Raw genomic sequence first — 18,004 nt, forward strand, 5'->3', positions numbered from 1 at the left:
CACCACCAGAAGAAGGCACGTCGATGAATTCCGAAGAAATCCTGCCGGATGTCCTGCTCGAGCGCCTGCGCGGCCGTGCCGCAGGGTACGACCGCGACAACCGCTTCTTCCACGAAGACCTGGAGGAGTTGGCCGACGCCGGGTACCTCAAGCTTTTCGTACCGGAGGCCGACGGCGGACTGGGGCTTGGTCTTGAAGCGGTGGCGGCGTTGCAGCAGCGTCTCGCCACGGCGGCCCCGGCCACGGCGCTGGCCGTCAACATGCACCTGGTGTGGACCGGCGTCGCGCGTGTCATGGCGGCCAGGGGCGACAATTCTTTGGACTTCGTGCTGAAGGAGGCCGGCCAGGGGGAGATCTTAGCGTTCGGCATTTCAGAGGCGGGCAACGACTCCATGCTTTTCGATTCCGGAACAGTGGCCGAAGCGCTGCCCGATGGGGGCTACCGGTTCACGGGCAGGAAAATCTTCACCAGCCTTTCCCGCGGCTGGACACGCCTGGGGACGTTCGGTAAGGACGCCGCCGCCAGGGACGGGGCAGGGGAGCTGGTGTTCGGCTTCATCCGCCGCGACGAACCCGGCCACGAAACGCTAAGTGACTGGGACACTTTGGGAATGCGGGCCAGTGCCTCGAACACCACCCTGCTGCATGGTGCCGTGGTTCCTCCGGACCGGATCTTCCGCAAACTGCCGGTGGGCCCCAACCAGGACCTGCTGATTTTCGCCATCTTCGCCTGTTTTGAAACGCTTCTCGCCGCCGTGTACACAGGCGTGGCAGAGCGTGCGTTCTTCCTGGGCGTCGAGAACGTCAAACGCCGTGTTTCGGCCAAGAATGGCGGCCGCAGCCTCGCCCAGGACCCCGACATCCGTTGGAAGGTAGCAGATGCCGCCTTGGCCATGGACGGGATCCAACCTCAAATAGCCACCGTTGCCCGGGACGTCGACAACCTCGTGGATCACGGCGCGCAGTGGTTCCCCAAGCTGGTGGGCATCAAGTCCAGGGCCACCGAGAATGCGCGCCACGTGGTGGACCTGGCAATCCGGGTAACGGGCGGTTCGAGCTACTTCAGGGGTTCTGAGATGGAACGGCTGTACCGGGATGTGCTGGCGGGCATCTTCCATCCCTCCAACGACGAATCCGCGCACAACACTGTCGCCAACGCATGGCTTGGACCCTTGGAGAAGTAGTGTGGCCGGGCGGTGGCGCCTAGACGGTGCGCTGGACGGAATACACTTTTCGCCGCAGCCAGAAACGGCGCCCACCGCCCAAGTACAGGACGCTGCGTTCGAGTTCCCATTTGCCGTACTCGGAATGCTCGGCCAGCCGGCGGCGGGCCTCAGGCAGTGAATCGTCAGGGCCCACCGTCAATACGAGGTACTCGTACTGACGTGCATAGTCTCGTTGGCGCTCCACGGAGCTGCCCGGAAATTGTTCTCTCATCCCTCTCCATTTTCGTCTTTTTCCGGCTAACGTGAAGTCATGAGCATCGATCCGCGTGTCGCGCTTCAATCACTGACCGCCGCCTTGGAAGAGCACCTGGTTGCCGCATCCGCCCGAAGGGGCGAGGGGGACCCCAATGTCGAGGCCGCGTTCTTCGCGGTTGCCGACGCTTTCGAAGTTTACGAGGACGCACTTTACGAGGCATTCTCCGAGGTCACTCCGCTTCAGGTCTTCGACGACGAGGATGAGGACGACGACGAGGCACTCGATGAGGACCTCGAAATAGTAGAGGACTAAGACTCTCCGCTTTGCACCGGCTGCCTTCGGGTGGCCGGTTTTTTGTGCCCATTGCCGTCACGGCATTGCCGTTGATGACCCATGATTCCGGGCTATTTTACCCGGCGTACAGGGCCCGGGACACGTAGTCCCAGCGGTGCCGGCTAGGTACTTGCACGTAGGGGGATTGGGTAATGCTGCGCAAACTTGAGTACACACTACTGGTGCGCCCCCTGACAGCCGAGGCTTCACTGATATGTAGGCAATGGCAGGTCTGCGAAGAAGGCTGACATGGTGAAAGTTCCAGTCTTGCGTCTGGGCAAGGTAGCGGCACCCACGGGTCCGAACCATGCCACCGTGGGATCAGTCTTTCCAACGGAACCTGCCACTGCCGATGTCAATCCGCCGGCGTCTCCCTGGATTGACAAGTCCGTTGCTGCACAACGGACTGAAAAGGCGGGACTGGCGGCGCCGAGGCCGGATGTCACCCTGGACCTTGTGCCGCCAGTCACCCACCGGCGCTCCCGGGTCGCCGCACCGCCCAAGGACCGCCTGACATGGACGCACCGGCTGACCACCAGCCTCCGACTGGCTGACACCATGTTGGTAGCGGCGGCCGTCACCGTCGGGTTCCTGGTGGATACGGCGGGATGGCCGTTCACCGCCGACCCCCCGGCGCAGGCAAACCACCTGGTGCTGGGCGGGATACTGGGCTTCGTTTGGCTGGCAGCACTGGAGGTCTACAGGACCCGGGATCCCAAAGTCCTGGGCGTGGGCCCGGAGGAATACAAGCGGATCTTCTCAGCGAGCATCCGCGTCTTCGGTTTCCTTGCCATCGTGGCTGTAGTCTTCCGCCTTGAAACTGTCAGTTCCTTCGTCCTGGTTTCCCTGCCGCTTGGCCTGATATCGCTGACAGGCAGCAGGTGGGGGTTCCGCCGGTGGCTGAGCCAGGAAAAATCGCGGGGGCGCTGCCTCTCGCGCGCCCTGGTAGTCGGGGAGCCGCAGGACGTCCGGTACGTGATCAAGCAAATCAACAGGAGATCAGGGGCGGTCTACGAGATTGTGGGCGCCTGCCTGCCGGGTGCCCGGCGGGGAGCGGTCCTGGCTGTAGACCACCAGCGCGTCCCGGTCCTGTCATCAATCTACGGGATCGCGCACACCGTACGGCAGACAGGCGCGAACGCAGTCATTGTGGCGGGGCCTGTTCCCGGTGGCAACCAGTTCATCCAGGAACTCGGATGGCGGTTGGAGGAGAACGCCGCAGAACTCGTCCTCGCGGCAACCCTCACCAACGTCGCCGGTCCGCGCATCCACTGGCGGCCGGTCGAGGGGCTTCCGCTAATGCATGTCGATATCCCGCATTACTCCGGCGGCAAGCACACACTGAAACGCCTGATGGACATCGTCATCTCATCGGCCGCGCTGATCGCCCTGGCACCGGTGTTGATGCTGTTGGCCGCGATAGTCCACGCCGACAGTCCAGGCCCGATCCTTTTCCGGCAAGAGCGGATCGGCAAGCAGGGGACGACCTTCAGGATGCTGAAGTTCCGCTCCATGGTGGTAGATGCCGAATCCCAAGTGGAAGCCCTGGGCAGCCAGGACGAAGGTGCGGGTGTCCTGTTCAAGATCCGGGGCGACCCCCGGATCACGCGATGTGGTCGATGGATGCGCAAATACTCCCTCGACGAACTGCCCCAATTCTGGAATGTCCTCATGGGCGATATGAGCCTCGTTGGCCCCCGCCCACCGTTGTCCCGCGAGGTCAGCGCCTACGAACAACACACGCACCGGCGCCTGCTGATCAAACCGGGCATTACCGGCCTGTGGCAAATCAACGGACGTTCCGACCTTCCCTGGGATGAAGCGGTCCGGCTGGATCTCTACTACGTGGAGAACTGGTCCCTGGCCGGTGACCTAATGATCATGTGGCGAACTTTCCGGGCGATGACCCGGCCATCCGGCGCCTATTAGCGACGAACTGCAGTACAGACCGAGTACCGGGCTACCAGCACAGAAGTTGAGTGGGAAATGAGCATACGCACTGTTCCAGCAGGACCATTGAACGGACATGACCTCAGGCCGAAGCTTCGCGCGGCGGTGGTAGGGGCAGGCTACTGGGGTCCAAACCTCGCAAGGAACCTCAAAGCAAGCCCCGATTGGGACCTGGTTGCCATCTGCGACCTGGACATCGAGCGCGGACTGAAGCTCGCCGGAACCGTGGGCGGGGTGGCCGTCGTCGAGTCTTTGGACGAACTGCTGGACACCTACAACCTGGACGCGATCGCCGTCGCCACACCGGCGCACACCCATCACGGCGTGGTGATGACGGCCCTGCGCGCAGGAAAGCACGTGCTCGTGGAAAAGCCGCTCGCGGACAGCCGAGCCAAGGGACTGGAAATGGTGGAAGAAGCCAACGCCCGCGGGCTGGTCCTGATGGCCGACCACACCTACTGCTTCACCCCGGCAGTCCTGAAGATCCAGGAACTGGTCTCCAGCGGAGTGCTGGGCGACATCCTGTACGTTGACTCAGTCCGCATCAACCTGGGACTCGTGCAACCGGACGTCAATGTCTTCTGGGATCTGGCACCCCACGACCTCTCAATCCTCGACTTCGTGCTCCCCGGCGGACTGCATCCTACGGAAATCTCGGCCCACGGCGCGGATCCCCTCGGCACCGGCCGGGACTGCGTGGGACATCTGACCTTCGGCCTGCCCAACGATGCGATCGTGCACATCCACGTGAACTGGCTCAGTCCCACCAAAATCCGCCAAATGATCATCGGAGGGTCAAAGCGGACCCTTGTGTGGGACGACCTGAACCCGCAGCAACGGCTCAGCGTCTACGACCGCGGAGTCAGCCTGGACCAGCAACCCAGATCAGCGGCCGACAAGAAGGCCTCAGCGATCTCCTACCGCTTGGGCGACACGTGGTCCCCGGCGCTGCAGGAACGCGAACCCCTCGGCCAAGTAGTAGCGGAACTGGCCACCTCCATCCGTAACCACACCCGGCCCCGCACCAGCGGCGAATCCGGGCTGCGGGTCCTGTCCGTCCTTGAGGCCGTGACCCAGAGCCTGGGTACCGATGGCCAGGCAACCGTGGTAGCCGGCAACGAGGTAAATCTCCAGGTCGCACGATGAAGAAGCTACTGGGCGCCAGCGTGCTGGTCACCGGAGGCGCCGGAACCATCGGATCCACCCTGGTGGACCAACTGCTCGACGCCGGTGCGGCGCATGTGGACGTCCTGGACAACCTGGTCCGGGGACGGCGGGCCAACCTGGACGGCGCACTGGCCACCGAACGCGTCCAACTCGTCGAAGGCGACCTGCGGGACAGGGATCTCGTCCACGACCTCACCCACGGCAAGGACCTGGTCTTCCACCAGGCGGCCATCCGCATCACCCAATGTGCGGAAGAACCCCGGCTTGCCCTCGAAGTGTTGGTGGATGGCACGTTCAACGTGTACGAGGCAGCCGTAGAACACAAAGTGGACAAGCTCATCTCGGCGTCCAGCGCCTCTGTTTACGGGATGGCCGAGCAATTCCCCACCAAGGAAAGCCACCACCACCACAACAACGACACCTTCTACGGAGCCGCAAAATCCTTCAACGAGGGGATGGCCAGGAGCTTCCGCGCCATGTCAGGCCTGGACTACGTCATCCTGCGCTACTTCAACGTCTACGGACCCCGCATGGACGTGCACGGGCTCTACACCGAAGTGCTGGTGCGCTGGATGGAACGGATCGTCGATGGCAAGCCACCTATGATCTTCGGCAGCGGAGAGCAAACAATGGACTTCGTCCACACCGCGGACGTGGCCAGGGCCAACGTCCTGGCAGCCGTCAGCGACGTGCGCGAAGGGGCCTACAACGTGGCCAGCGGCACCGAAACCAGCCTGGCCGAACTGGCTCAAACCCTGCTGACGGTCATGGAATCCTCACTGCACCTTGAACACGGCCCGGAACGCGCAGTGAATGGGGTTGCCCGGCGCCTGGCGGACGTCACCGCTGCCCGGGAAGACCTCGGCTTCGAAGCAGCGGTCGGCCTGGAAGACGGGCTGCGGTCGCTGGTCTCCTGGTGGCGTCCCCTCCGCGACGAGATTGCAGCGGCCAGGCTGGTGGATGGGCCCGGAGCCCCGGCAGTTGGTGCGCGATGACCATCTCCGGGACACGCTTGGGCCGCATCGACGTCATGAAACCCTGGCTGGGCGAAGAGGAAGCCCAAGCCGTGGCCGAAGTGATCGCTTCGGGTTGGGTCGCGCAAGGCCCCAAGGTCCGCCAGTTCGAAGAAGCGTTCGCAGTGGAACAGGAATCCCGTCATGCGGTGGCAACCTCCAGCTGCACCTCGGCCCTTCACCTGGCGCTCGCCGTCGCCGGCGTCGGCCCGGGAGACGATGTGGTGGTCCCGTCTTTCTCTTTCATTGCCACCGCCAACGCAGCCACCTACATGGGGGCGCGTCCCGTCTTCGCCGACGTCGATATCCAGACGGGCTGCCTGACCGCAGAGACGGTCGAGAAGGCCCTCACACCGGCCACCAAGGCCGTCATCGCCGTAGACCAGGGCGGGGTTCCAGTTGACTTGGACCCCATCAGGTCCCTCTGCGATGGCCGCGGCATCATCGTGGTCGAAGACGCAGCCTGCGCCATCGGCTCCCGCTACCGCAGCCGTCCGGTAGGCGCCGGTGCCGAGGTGGCCGCGTGGTCCTTCCATCCCCGCAAGATCCTCACCACCGGTGAAGGCGGAATGCTCTCCACCCCGCGCCAGGACTTCGCGGACCGGGCACGGCGCCTCCGGGAACACGCCATGAGCGTTTCAGCCACGGACCGGCACGCCAGCATCCTCGCTCCCGCGGAAGAGTACCTCGAAGTCGGCTTCAACTACCGGATGACAGACCTTCAAGCCGCCGTCGGACTCGTCCAACTGGGTCGCCTCCACGAGGCTGTCCAGCGGCGCCGTGAACTGGCCGCCACCTACGCGAACGCGTTTGCCGGCGTCGAAGGCCTCCGGTTGGTCAGCGACCCCGGATACGGCACCAGCAACTTCCAATCCTGCTGGCTGGAAATCGGTGCTGCATTTCCGTTGGGGAGGGATGCCCTGATGATCCGCCTCGCCGAAGACGGCATCTCCGCGCGGCGCGGCATCATGGCGGCCCACCGCCAGCCCGCCTACGCCGGGAAGGACACAGGCGGAGCCGAACTTCGGGCCACGGAATGGCTGACCGATCACACCCTGATTCTCCCGGTGTACCACCAATTGGCTCTCCACGACCAAGTCCGCGTCATCGATTCCGTACTCCGCGCGGCAGGACAAGGACGATGACCGAGCTACTCCTTATCGCAGCCAGCGGACTCGCCCGCGAGGTCCTGGCGATGGTCCGCAGCAGCGGCCCGTTCGACGTCATCGGCATCCTCGACGACGACGAAGACAAACTCGGGCGCGTGGTCGATGGCGCCCACGTGCTCGGTCCCATCAAGGACGCGCTCCTCTTCCCACACGCCTTGTTGTTGGTCTGCATCGGTTCAGGGGCGGGCCGGGAGAGCGTCGTGATGCGGTTACGGTCCCTGGGGCTTGCAGAGAACCGCTACGCCACCGCCATCGATCCCACAGTCAATGTCCCGGAAGGGTGTGTGATCGGCGCAGGCAGTATCCTCCTGGCCCACGTCAGCATGACAGCCTCCGTCACTATCGGCAGCCATGTAGTCGCCATGCCCGGGGTTACCTTCACCCACGACGACATCATTGGCGACTTCGCGACGTTCGCTTCCGGGGTTTCGCTCGGTGGGAACGTCAGCATTGGCCGCGCCGCCTACATAGGAATGAACGCCAGTGTCCGCGAGCGCCGTTCCATTGGCGCGAAAGCCACCATCGGCATGGGCGCGGCGGTCCTCAACGACGTACCCGATGACGAGACGTGGGCAGGTGTCCCCGCCCGGGTGATCAGGCGCGGCAACTCTCCGGCGCTGGAGGGGGCCCAATGAGGGTGATGCGTCCAGTCCCGGCCTCGGCCCCTCCCACTGTGAGTGTGGTGGTTCCCTGCTACAACTACGGCCACTACCTGCCCCAGGCCGTGGGGAGTGCACTGGCCCAGGAGGGCGTGGACGTCGAGGTCATTGTGGTGGACGATGCGTCTACGGACGGCAGTGCCGCGGTGGCTTGGCGGCTGGCTTCCTCGGATCCGCGCATCAGCGTGGTGCATCACGCCACCAACCAAGGGCATATCGCCACCTACAACGACGGTCTTGCCCGGGCCGGGGGCCGCTATGTGACCCTGCTCTCCGCAGACGACCTGCTTGCTCCGGGCGCCCTGGCCCGGGCAGCTGCCCTCATGGAGGCCAACCCGCGGGTGGGCATGGTGTACGGCTTGCCGAAGGACTTCACGGATCAGCCACCTGCCGTGGCCCCGCACGAACGCTGTACATGGACCGTGTGGGGTGGCAGGAGCTGGATCGCGTTGGCGTGCGCCCGTGGCAGGAATTTCATCCTGTCACCAGAGGTAGTGATGCGGACGGAGGCTGTCCTTAGCATTGGGGCCTACAGTTCCACCCTGCCGCACTCCGGGGACCTGGAGTACTGGTTGCGGGCTGCTGCTTCCTGGGACGTGGGACGGATCAACGGGCCCGTCCAGGCTTTCTACCGTGTTCACGGGGCGAACATGCACCAAACACAGTTCGCTGCCGCTGCGGTGGACCTTCAGCATCGGTTGGATGCTTTCCGTGTCCTGGAGGACCCCCGGTTTCCGTGCCCTACGGACAAGCGGTTCAGGCAGTTGGAGCGGGCGAAGCGGGCCTTGAGCAAGGAAGCTGTGCAGCTTGGTTCGAAGGAGACCGCCCGGGGTGGGTCGGTGGAAGCGGCCATTGAGCTGCGAAAGTTCATTGAGCGCCTCCAGGATGTTCCAGGCAACGTCCACCGGGCCAATGTCCTCCAAGCCCGGATCTCCCGCCTCTCGCAGGGCAGGGGACCAGGCACAGGACGGGTCGCTGCACAATTCGTCCATACCCAGTTGGACAGGGCCCGTTGGCGTTTCTGGGCCATGACGGGCATCTCATGACCACCGCCAGCGGGCAGGACCGCCCCCTGGGTCACCGGGCTGCGAGCGCGACGCTCTGGGGCGGGGTCAACATGGCCCTGGGCAGGGTCGTCCAGTTCGCGACCACCATCATCGTGGCCCGGCTGCTGGCACCTGAACACTTTGGAGCACTCGCAGTCGCCATCGTGGTACAGACGATCGCGACGAACATGGCTGAACTCGGCGCGACGGCGGCACTGGCCAGGGGAGAGGGCGATCCTGACAGGATCGCTCCAACGGTGTTCTCCATTGCCCTCCTGACCAGCGGGATCATGACGGCCGCTGCGGTGATCCTTGCCCCGGCCCTGGCAGCGGCCTTTGACGACCCCGCCGCGACACCGGTCATCCAGGTACTCTCGATCACCATCCTCCTGCAGGGCCTTGGTGCCGTGCCTTCCACGATGGTGTGGCGGGAGTTCCTGCAGAAGCCGCGTGTCGTCGTCGATCTTTGCAGCCTGGTGACAGTGCTGGTCCTGGTGGTTCCGATGGCGCTGGACGGCTGGGGTGCCATGGCGCTCGCCTGGTCCAGGGTGGGCGGGCAACTGGTTGCGATGGCCGGGTACTGGATCATTACGCCGAAAAGGTATGGACCGGGTTTCGACCCCCAGGTGGCTGCAGGGATTTTGACCTTGGGTATGCCGCTCGCGATGGCCAATTTGGTGGTGTTTGTCACCCTGAATGTGGACTATTTGCTGGTGGGGCGGATGCTGGATCCGACGGCGTTGGGCCTGTACCTGCTCGCGTTCAACCTCGCAGGGCTGCCAAGCTCGGTGATCACTTCCGTGATCCGGGCTACGGCGGTTCCAACTTTCGGCAGGCTTTTCGCTGAAGGCACCTTGGGCCCGCTTGCAGCGAAGTTTGTGAGCGGGGTGTCCTATTGCGCCTTTCCGATCTCGGCCATGGTCGTAGCGCTGGCACACCCGTTGATCGTGACCGCCTACGGTGGGCCATGGGCGCCGGCGAGCGTCGCACTGGCAACACTGGGGGTCTTCGGCGCCACGAGGATCCTCGTGGAACTCTTCGCTGACCTGAGCGTCGGGGCAGGCCGGACCGGTTGGCTGTTCTGGGTGCAGGTTGCCTGGCTCCTCACCCTCACGCCTGCGCTCTTCTTCGGCATCGCGTGGTGGGGGATAGCGGGTGCGGGGGTAGCCCACGCGACAGTGGCCTGCCTGGTGGTCATTCCGCTCTACGTAAAGTCCCTGACGACGGTACTGCACGTTTCAGCGTGGCAGCTCCTGCGCGGCAGTACCTTTCCGCTGCTGGGCGCAACGGTGGCCGGGCTCGCCGCATGGCTGGCCACCCGGGGGATGGAAAACCCGGCAGCAGCGCTCGCCGCCGGGACCGTTCTCGGTACGGCACTGTATGCCCTCCTGACTTTCCGCCAAGGCAAACTCCTGTTCGCGGACATTCGAGCATTACTGAGGCCCAGGGCCGCCGCCTTCGATCCGGCCGGCTCCGCCCCTCCCGGAGAGGCGGCACGGCCATGACATCACGGCTTCCGGCAACAACCCGGCTTGCTGCCGACCGTCTGCGCAGGGACGGCTGGCGGGCACTGGCCAGAACAGTGGCCGCGAAAGCAGCAACCATCGCCACCGACAGGTGGAACCTCGCCGAACCGACCCTTCCCTTGCGGGAAGAGGACATCATGGACTCCCGTTCCAGCGTCCGGACTTCCCCTGAACCGAAGACGGCTGGCTCCCTCAACGTCGGCTGGATTTGTACGCCCCCGGCACCGGGCTCAGGGGGGCATACCACGTTCTTCCGAATGGTCGAGGAGATGGAACAACGCGGCCACGATTGCACCCTGTTCCTCTATGACACCAATGATGACGAGGTACGCCGTCACGAAGACACCATCCACAGCCACTGGCCGGCGCTGCGTGCCGGGGTTCGCAGCGCCACACAAGGGATGGAAGGGGTGGACGCTATGGTAGCCAGCTCATGGCCCACGGCACATGTTGCTGCGGGCAGGGCCCCGGCCGGCGTCCACCTCTTCTATTTCATCCAGGACTACGAGCCTTACTTCTACCCCCGCGGGTTCCTCTACGCCCTGGCCGAAGACAGCTACCGGCTGGGACTGACCACCGTCGCCCTCGGCCCGATGATCTCCGAGGTGATGCGCAACGAGCTTGGCCAGCCCGCCCAGGCCGTCATTCCTTATGGCACCGACACCGCAACGTACCGGTTGCTCAGTCCAGCCCCAGCCGCCACCCGAACGGGCGTTGTGTACTACGCCAAGAAAAAGGTGGACAGGCGCGGCTACCTTCTGGCCAAACTCACGTTGGAACGGTTCCACTCCCTCCGGCCCGAACAGGAAATCCACATTTACGGGGACACTGTCACGGGTTGGCCGATACCTGTGACCAACCACGGCAACCTCAGCCCCGCCGACTTGAACGTCCTGTACAACCAAACAATCGCGGGCCTGGCCATTTCGTTCACCAACATCTCCCTGGTTCCCGACGAATTGCTCTCGGCAGGATGCGTTCCGGTGCTCAACGAAGCGGCCTTCGCGTCGGGGCTGCCGACGGACCCTGACGCCGTCTGGGCCCCGGCAACACCCGCTGGCCTGGCCATGGCGCTCGCAGATGTGGTCGGCACCCCGGGCGTGGAGGCACGCGCAGCAGCCATCGCGGGCAGGAAACGGCTGGACTGGGCCGACTCCCGCCAGGCGTTCGCGCAGCTGATCGAATCATGGTGCGCGGGCCAACCCTTTGACGTTCCGGGCAGCTCTTTGCGGGGAGCCAGGCCATGAAGTCCCTTCGGAGGACCCTCATCTTCCCGGCCCCACGCGAGGTGCGGCCCAGCGAGCTGTCGGAGTTCACCGGCAAGGGTGGCCACGTGGGACTGTTGCTGAAATTCGCCGTTTTCGGCATCTTTTTCTTCCCGTCCAACATGGTCATCAAGCCCATCGGTGCTGCAGGCACGGTTCCGATCATCCTGGCTGTCCTGCTACTGGCGGTCTGGTTGTCGTCGGCGCTTTTTGGACTGCACAATCCGCTGAAATCCAGTAATCCAGGCCGTCTGGGCCTCGGACTGCTGTGGGTGGGTTCATGCGCCTCCTACGCGGCCTTGTTTTCGGGCTTTACGGGTAACACCAACGTGTCGGCGCAGGCCGCGGCCGACCGCTGGCTGATCCTTATTCTTGCCTGCGGCGGAATAGCCCTGGTGACCAGCGAGGCTGTGCGCACCCTCGACAACGCCATGTCACTGGTGAGAGCCATCCTTGCCGGCGCGTTCTTCTGCTGCATCGTTGCGCTGATCCAGTTCCTTTTCCGCGTCAACCCCATGGTGTGGATTCAGGAAGCCATGGTGGGGTTCACGGACAACGGCGGCAACACGGCCTTCCAGGTGCGCGGATTCATGACACGCGTTGCCGGCAGCACCTTCCACTCGATTGAGCTGGCCGTCGTCTGCGCCATGTTGCTGCCGTTATCCATTTGGCGCGGGCTCTATGACCGCTCGGGCCATAAATGGTTCCACTGGACGGGGACAGCCCTGCTGGTCGTCGCCATCGCATCCACCGTGTCACGGTCCGGTGTTCTCGGATTGTTCCTCGGGCTTGCGGTCTTTATCCCCTTCATGCCCCGGGTGGCCCGCCGATGGGCGGTGATAGCCGCCCCAGCAGCCATGGCTGCACTGTTTGTCGCCATCCCCGGACTCGTGGGCACTTTGACGTCATCCTTCACCGCCGGAAACAGTGACCCGTCCCTGACAACGCGGACAAACAACTATCCCCGCGTCGCGGAGATGTTCGGCGAGCTGCCATACCTGGGGCTTGGACCCGGGAACTACATGCCCGACAACGCCCTCTACATCCTGGACAACCAGTACCTCAACTCCCTGGTCACCCTGGGCCTGGTGGGCTTCGTCGGTACTTTGGCGTACCTGGCCTTGCCGGCCGTTTCATCGTTCATCGCAGCGCGGGCATCCCGGATCGCTCCGCTCCGCTGCCTTGCCGGCGCGATAGCTGCGGGCGGCGCGGTAGCTGCAGGCTGCTCACTGACATTCGACTCCATGGCGTTTCCTGTTTTCGCACTGTCCTACCCCCTCATCGTCGGGCTCGGAGGAGGGACCTGGGTCATGATCCGCCGCGAAATCGAGCTTCGGAACAACAAAGCACCGGATCACCACAACAGCGGGCCACCCCTGGGGGGACCTCCAAGCCAACCGTCAACACCGAATGCAAAGGCAGACACATGGACCCGGTAGCAGTCATCCGAACGTTATGGCACCACAAACTCATCGTGCTGCCGGTCCTGCTGGTCACGGCCCTGGCAGCACTCTATGTCTACACCTTGGCCCCACGGTCCTACGAGGCCAAGGCAACCTACGCGATCGTCAACCCCAAGATTCCCACCGCAGCAGAACTGGAGAAGAACCCTCAGCTCAGCAACCTCAACTCGGACAACCCCTACCTCCGATCGGCGGACTCTTCCCTGATCGCGCAGGTAGTGGGCACACGCTTGAGTGACGACGCCACCGGCGACGCGCTGCTCCGGGACGGACTCAGCACCGATTTCACGGTGCAGCGCCCACCGGCATCTTTCCTGATCGAGATTTCGGCAGTCTCAAGCAGCAAGGACAAAGCAGTCGCCACGGTCAAAGCGCTCGGAGCGCGGCTGGAGTCCGACCTTTCGGCCATCCAGACTGTCAACGGCGCCGACGCACGGTACCTGTACACATCCCTGATGATCGCCGCACCGGACAACGCCACTGAACAGTTCTCCAGCCGGCTGAGGTCACTCATCGTCGTCCTGGTTGCCGGGGTGGTCCTCACTTTCGGTGCCGTGTCCATTGCCCGGGGCTTGGAATCCTCCCGGTTGCGGATCCGTTCAGCGGCCCCTGACGGGGATCGGCGGAAGAGAGCACGCCGCCGGCATGAGAAAGACCACGATGACCTGCCGGTGGGCGGAAAGCTTGACGAACTGACCATCGAGGACGTGCTGAATCCCGCCGAGGCTGATCAGTTCTTCGCCGCCCACGCCCCCTTGGCCAAGACCTTGAAAACCAGCAGCAACGGGAAAACGCCCGTCAAGGAAACGTCGGCCTGAAAGGTAGTCCGTGAAACGAAGGACAATCGGCGTCCTGGCAGGCACTGCTTTGGCCGGCGTCGCCGTTGCCGTGGCGGCCGCCAGCGGAGTCCCTCCCTTCACCGGCCCTCCTGCACCGGCCAGCAGCCAGCCCGGGACCAAAGCGACCCCGTCACCGTCCTATGAGGGCGTCGTGCTGCGGCCCGTCGACGGGGGCGCGGACTACTACGGACGATTCAGGAACGGGCTCCCCGCTGATCCCGCCTATTTCCCTCTTGCCGTCTGGTTCGAGAGTGTCCTGGACAAGGGCAACATCGCCCTGGACACCCAAGCCGGCCTCAATACCTATGTCGAGCTGACCGCCAACTCCGACCTCCAACTGGTGCGGGCCTCGAACATGTACGCCATCCCTACCTTCGACTCTGCCTATGCCTCCGGTTTCGCGCTCAGTGATGAAGTGGACATGTGGGCAGGACCGGGAAGCACTCCCTGGACCGGAAAGTACCCCGGGGAGGGGCCACTCTGCATTCCCGAAGAGAGCAAGTGCGGGTACACGGTACAGAAAGAACGCCGCGCCGTTGCCCCGACAGGTGCCATGCTCTACGCCAATTACGGCAAAGGCGTGGCCTTTTGGCTCTCGGATGAAGAATCCTTCGAATTCTTCAAAGGCGTCCAGGACGTCGTCTCAGCCGACACTTACTGGTTTACGGACCCCAGCATCTGCGCCAAGGGCGAAGGGGGCGCCATCGTGGGCTACACACGGGACCTCACCCCTGGCGAATGCCGGCTCGCAGCCAACTACGGCTGGACCATAGACCGGATCCGAAAGCTGCAACCGGCCGGAAAGGCCACCCCCATCTGGGCCTTCGTGGAAGCCGGGCATCCCTTCAAGGATTCGCCCAACGCCACAACCATCACCGCCCCCCAGATCCGCGCTGCCGTATGGAGCAGCCTGATCCATGGTGCAAGGGGAGTGATCTACTTCAACCACAACTTCGGGGGCGACTGCATTTCCCAGCACGTCCTACGGGACTGCGGCACCCAAGTCCGACCAACAGTGACGGCACTGAACCAACAGATCACTAAGCTCGCGCCCGTCCTCAACGCACCCTTCCTGGACGGTGCCACCACAGCAACCGGCCCGGTGGACCTCAGCACCAAAATGTACGACCATACGGCCTACATCTTCGCCGGTGCCACCAAGCCAGCCGGCGGTCAGGCCAGCTTCACCCTCAAGTGCGGCGGCAGCTCCGCCGTCGTGATCGACGAAAACCGGACCATTCCCATCCTCGACGGCCGCTTCACCGATACCTTCCAGGACGGCAACGCCGTCCACCTGTACCGCATCGAAGGAGGCGGGAACTGCGGCTTCTGACTAGCGGCTGCTCTCGTCCCGCTCCCAGGCCGTTGCGGGCCTACGGCCCACCAGCGGACGACGACGGCCCGCAACGGCGAAGGCGGCGTACACGGCGGCGTCAACAGCAGTCAGCGGCCCCCGCACGGACGAAAGCAGCTCACGCAGGGTACGGGAGGCCGACTGCCCCGCGAATCGTTCATCCTGCTGCGCGTTCCCGCGATACGTCCGCCGAAGAACGGCGAGCAAGGAAGCCGCGGTCCGTGGCGTCCGCACCACCACAGGTACCGTCGCCACCACTGCCTTCTCCGAACCACTGAACAGACGATCCACGTAGTAGTCGTCCCCGGTCAGTGCAGGAAATTCGCCCAAACGATCGTGCCCCGCGCGGCTCAGGGCGTACGCCCCCGCACCCCACAGGCCCCGCGCATTGGCCGGCACCCGGCCCCGGGCCCGGTAATAAGAGCGCACCAACCAAGAAGCGCCACTGGTGTCGTAGCGGAACGCCGGGCGGGCAGCAAGCAACGGCCCCTCGGCAAGGGACCGCAAAACTTCCGCCACCGCTTCCATGCTGACCTCGATGTCAGCGTCCAGATACAGCCTCGGCCAAAGGCCCGCAACCTGGTCGGCGGCATTCAACGCCGCAGACTTCGAAGCAGCCTCAACGTGAAGCACACGCACCCCATGGAACGTCGACGCGATATCCTCCGTCTCGTCCGTGCACCCATTACAGGCAACAATGACCTCCACCGTGCCCCAACCGAAGACACCACCCAGTGATTCGAGCGTCCGGCCGATCACCGCCGCTTCGTTGTGTGCAGGAATGATCACAGCACCCGCCGGAGGCGGCCCACCACCCAACGCTGCCGTGGTGGCCCTCGTGGCGTGCGGCAGCCCTTCCCACCGCCTTCGGCTGACCACAGCAAACGCAGCCTCACGATGCCCCGGCTTACCCATGCGTACAAGCTCCCCGGCAAGCACGACGGCCGTAAAGGCCCCCAAACGGGCCGGCGGCAAATACTTCGACGCGTATCGCACACGATTGACCGCCATCAACGCCGTCAACTGCGGCGAAGAACCCGAACCCCCTCGTTCATGCCACATCCGGGCCAACGGCTCAAACCACATGGAACCACCGGACTCCCGGACACGCCGACAATAATCCGTCTCCTCCGAGTAGAGGAAGAACTGTTCATCCCAATCGCCTACGGCCCGCGCGGTGTCGCCGCTGATCAACAGCGCAGCACCCGTAGCCCAATCCACCAGGTGTGCGTGCCGGTAGCTTTCCGGGTCGTAGTCCATCTCCGATAACCAACCAGGCCTGCCCTGCACCCGGCTCCCGAACACCGCATCGCCCAGCGCTCGCAGAACACCGGGCTCCCGTCGCAGCGACGGATAGACAGTGCCATCGTTGTCCAGCAGGACCGGCACCACCACTGCCGCCCCGGATTCGGCCATCCGGCGACGCATGGCCAGGATCGCGCCTTCATCGACCCGCAAGTCGGGGTTGAGGACGAGGTAGGCATCCGCGGCCCCCGCGATGCGCATGGCGGCATTGATTCCGCCCGCGTATCCGAGGTTGCCACCTGTCGGCACGGCCACGACATCCCTATGCCGTGACAGTTCCAGCATGGTGCGATCGTCCGGGGAGTTGTCTGCCACCACCACCTTGATGCTTTGCGCAGCGGTTTCCTTCCGCAACCCCGCAAGCAGGGGCCCGACGTCGTCGGCGTTGTTGTAGGTGACCACCACAACGGCCACGTCGGCTGCGGACTCCACGGGGACAAACGATCCCGGAGCACGGCTGGGCTCATGCTCCGGGTCGGCTGGGACGAAGGCGGCAGCAGCATTCGGCACGGCGCCGGCAGCTGGAAGGGGTGTGGCATCGCTGCGCATCCGCAGCTTAAGATAGGCACCCGGCCCATCCACGAGGTAGCGGTGGGCGAGCCTCGTGGGTTCAAGCATCAGTCGCCAGGCCCACTCAAGGCCATGGGCGCTGACCCATGCCGGTGCCCGGCGGATCCGGCCGGACAGGAAGTCGACAACCGCGCCGAAGGCCAGGAGGACCCTGGCCCCGGTCAAGGGCCCATATTCAGCGATCCAGAGTTCCTGACGCGGCTTGCCCAAGCCCACCACCAGGATGTCCGTTCGGCTGGCAGCTATGTCGGCGGCCAGGCGGGAGGACGCGTCGACGTCGCTCAGGACTGAACGCTCGGGGGCCCACCATCCTGCGACCACCAGACTGGGACGCTCCACGGCGAAACGCTCGCGGATGAGGGCCTGGGCTGCGGATGAACCTCCCAGGAAACCCACGCGGAGCCCACGCTGCTCAGCCTGGTCAAGCAACGGCCCTATGAGGTCACTGCCGGCCAACCGGGGCCAGTCACGGTGGGTGAGCCTCCGGGCTTGAGCCACCAGTGGTGCCCCGTCAAGCAGCGTCAGCCACTCCACCGGCACATGCGGGTTCAAGGTGCCCGCCCAACGGCTGCCGGCACCGAAGTGCCGCAGGTGATCGAGGTTGGCCGAGCAGACACCCAGGGGTTTGGCGCCATCCGCAGAGGCACGATCCACGATGTCGCGCAGGGCGTCCTCGAATCCCATCAGCTCTACAGGTGCGCCGCCGAGCAGCAGGGAGCGGGCGTTGACGGCGGTACCGCGGTGGGGGAGGACTGTCCTGTATGGGGCGATCTTTGGCAGCAGCATTCTTGGCTCTCCAGGCTTCGGGGTCCAGCTCAAGGCACAACTCACAGCCGGCGATCCTGGGCCGCTGCACAGCCCTGGGTCGCCGTGGCCAGCGTGGTGCTGGCCTGCCAGTTTGTTTACTTAAGGTGTCTCCCGGC

15 protein-coding genes are annotated in these 18,004 nt (G+C 64.4%); 13 read left to right on the forward strand and 2 right to left on the reverse strand.

Annotation, left to right across the window (positions count from 1 at the left end):
• Window positions 1–23 precede the first annotated feature (23 nt).
• Window positions 24–1,184 carry an acyl-CoA dehydrogenase family protein gene (locus ACNQOP_RS01440; protein WP_416403095.1) on the forward strand — a complete coding sequence of 387 codons (1,161 nt, stop codon included), beginning with the start codon at window positions 24–26 and terminating at the stop codon, window positions 1,182–1,184.
• 19 nt (window positions 1,185–1,203) lie between these two features.
• On the opposite strand, the gene ACNQOP_RS01445 is transcribed toward ACNQOP_RS01440, so the two are convergent.
• On the reverse strand, window positions 1,204–1,437 hold the full coding sequence (locus ACNQOP_RS01445; protein ID WP_017200923.1) for a DUF5703 family protein: 234 nt from the start codon (window positions 1,435–1,437) through the stop codon (window positions 1,204–1,206).
• A 39-nt stretch (window positions 1,438–1,476) separates the two neighbouring features.
• Between ACNQOP_RS01445 and ACNQOP_RS01450 the strand changes: the two genes are divergently transcribed.
• The 12 genes from ACNQOP_RS01450 (at window position 1,477) to ACNQOP_RS01505 (ending at window position 15,185) form a co-directional block, all read left to right on the forward strand.
• A complete protein-coding gene (locus ACNQOP_RS01450) occupies window positions 1,477–1,734 on the forward strand; it encodes a hypothetical protein (RefSeq protein WP_235521998.1) in 258 nt (85 codons plus the stop codon).
• 270 nt (window positions 1,735–2,004) lie between these two features.
• On the forward strand, window positions 2,005–3,684 hold the full coding sequence (locus ACNQOP_RS01455; protein WP_416403096.1) for a sugar transferase: 1,680 nt from the start codon (window positions 2,005–2,007) through the stop codon (window positions 3,682–3,684).
• 57 nt (window positions 3,685–3,741) lie between these two features.
• Window positions 3,742–4,851 (forward strand): Gfo/Idh/MocA family protein, encoded by a 1,110-nt coding sequence (locus tag ACNQOP_RS01460; RefSeq protein ID WP_235522000.1) that lies wholly within the window; start codon window positions 3,742–3,744, stop codon window positions 4,849–4,851.
• The gene (locus ACNQOP_RS01465) at window positions 4,848–5,867 is read left to right on the forward strand and encodes an NAD-dependent epimerase/dehydratase family protein (protein WP_416403097.1); all 1,020 of its coding nucleotides are present in this window, start codon (window positions 4,848–4,850) and stop codon (window positions 5,865–5,867) included. Before ACNQOP_RS01460 ends, ACNQOP_RS01465 begins: the two co-directional genes overlap by 4 nt.
• Window positions 5,864–7,030 carry a DegT/DnrJ/EryC1/StrS family aminotransferase gene (locus ACNQOP_RS01470; RefSeq protein WP_416403098.1) on the forward strand — a complete coding sequence of 389 codons (1,167 nt, stop codon included), beginning with the start codon at window positions 5,864–5,866 and terminating at the stop codon, window positions 7,028–7,030. Before ACNQOP_RS01465 ends, ACNQOP_RS01470 begins: the two co-directional genes overlap by 4 nt.
• On the forward strand, window positions 7,027–7,689 hold the full coding sequence (locus ACNQOP_RS01475) for an acetyltransferase (protein WP_416403099.1): 663 nt from the start codon (window positions 7,027–7,029) through the stop codon (window positions 7,687–7,689). The genes ACNQOP_RS01470 and ACNQOP_RS01475 overlap by 4 nt, the downstream gene beginning before the upstream one ends.
• Before the next feature lie 5 nt (window positions 7,690–7,694).
• Complete coding sequence (locus ACNQOP_RS01480; RefSeq protein WP_416403251.1) at window positions 7,695–8,759, forward strand: glycosyltransferase family 2 protein; 1,065 nt, start codon at window positions 7,695–7,697, stop codon at window positions 8,757–8,759.
• Entirely contained in the window at window positions 8,756–10,264 is a 1,509-nt protein-coding gene (locus tag ACNQOP_RS01485; RefSeq protein WP_416403100.1) for an oligosaccharide flippase family protein, read from the forward strand. Before ACNQOP_RS01480 ends, ACNQOP_RS01485 begins: the two co-directional genes overlap by 4 nt.
• Window positions 10,261–11,532, forward strand: coding sequence for a glycosyltransferase family 1 protein (locus ACNQOP_RS01490; RefSeq protein ID WP_416403101.1), 1,272 nt, complete (start codon window positions 10,261–10,263; stop codon window positions 11,530–11,532). Before ACNQOP_RS01485 ends, ACNQOP_RS01490 begins: the two co-directional genes overlap by 4 nt.
• A complete protein-coding gene (locus tag ACNQOP_RS01495; RefSeq protein WP_416403102.1) occupies window positions 11,529–12,989 on the forward strand; it encodes an O-antigen ligase family protein in 1,461 nt (486 codons plus the stop codon). The genes ACNQOP_RS01490 and ACNQOP_RS01495 overlap by 4 nt, the downstream gene beginning before the upstream one ends.
• Window positions 12,977–13,831 carry a chain-length determining protein gene (locus ACNQOP_RS01500; protein ID WP_349470070.1) on the forward strand — a complete coding sequence of 285 codons (855 nt, stop codon included), beginning with the start codon at window positions 12,977–12,979 and terminating at the stop codon, window positions 13,829–13,831. The genes ACNQOP_RS01495 and ACNQOP_RS01500 overlap by 13 nt, the downstream gene beginning before the upstream one ends.
• A 10-nt stretch (window positions 13,832–13,841) precedes the next feature.
• The gene (locus ACNQOP_RS01505; RefSeq protein WP_416403103.1) at window positions 13,842–15,185 is read left to right on the forward strand and encodes a hypothetical protein; all 1,344 of its coding nucleotides are present in this window, start codon (window positions 13,842–13,844) and stop codon (window positions 15,183–15,185) included.
• On the opposite strand, the gene ACNQOP_RS01510 is transcribed toward ACNQOP_RS01505, so the two are convergent.
• Entirely contained in the window at window positions 15,186–17,867 is a 2,682-nt protein-coding gene (locus ACNQOP_RS01510; protein ID WP_416403104.1) for a WecB/TagA/CpsF family glycosyltransferase, read from the reverse strand.
• Window positions 17,868–18,004 lie beyond the last annotated feature (137 nt).

Source organism: Arthrobacter sp. LFS091 (assembly GCF_047977885.1).
In the GTDB taxonomy this organism is placed as follows: Bacteria; Actinomycetota; Actinomycetes; order Actinomycetales; family Micrococcaceae; genus Arthrobacter.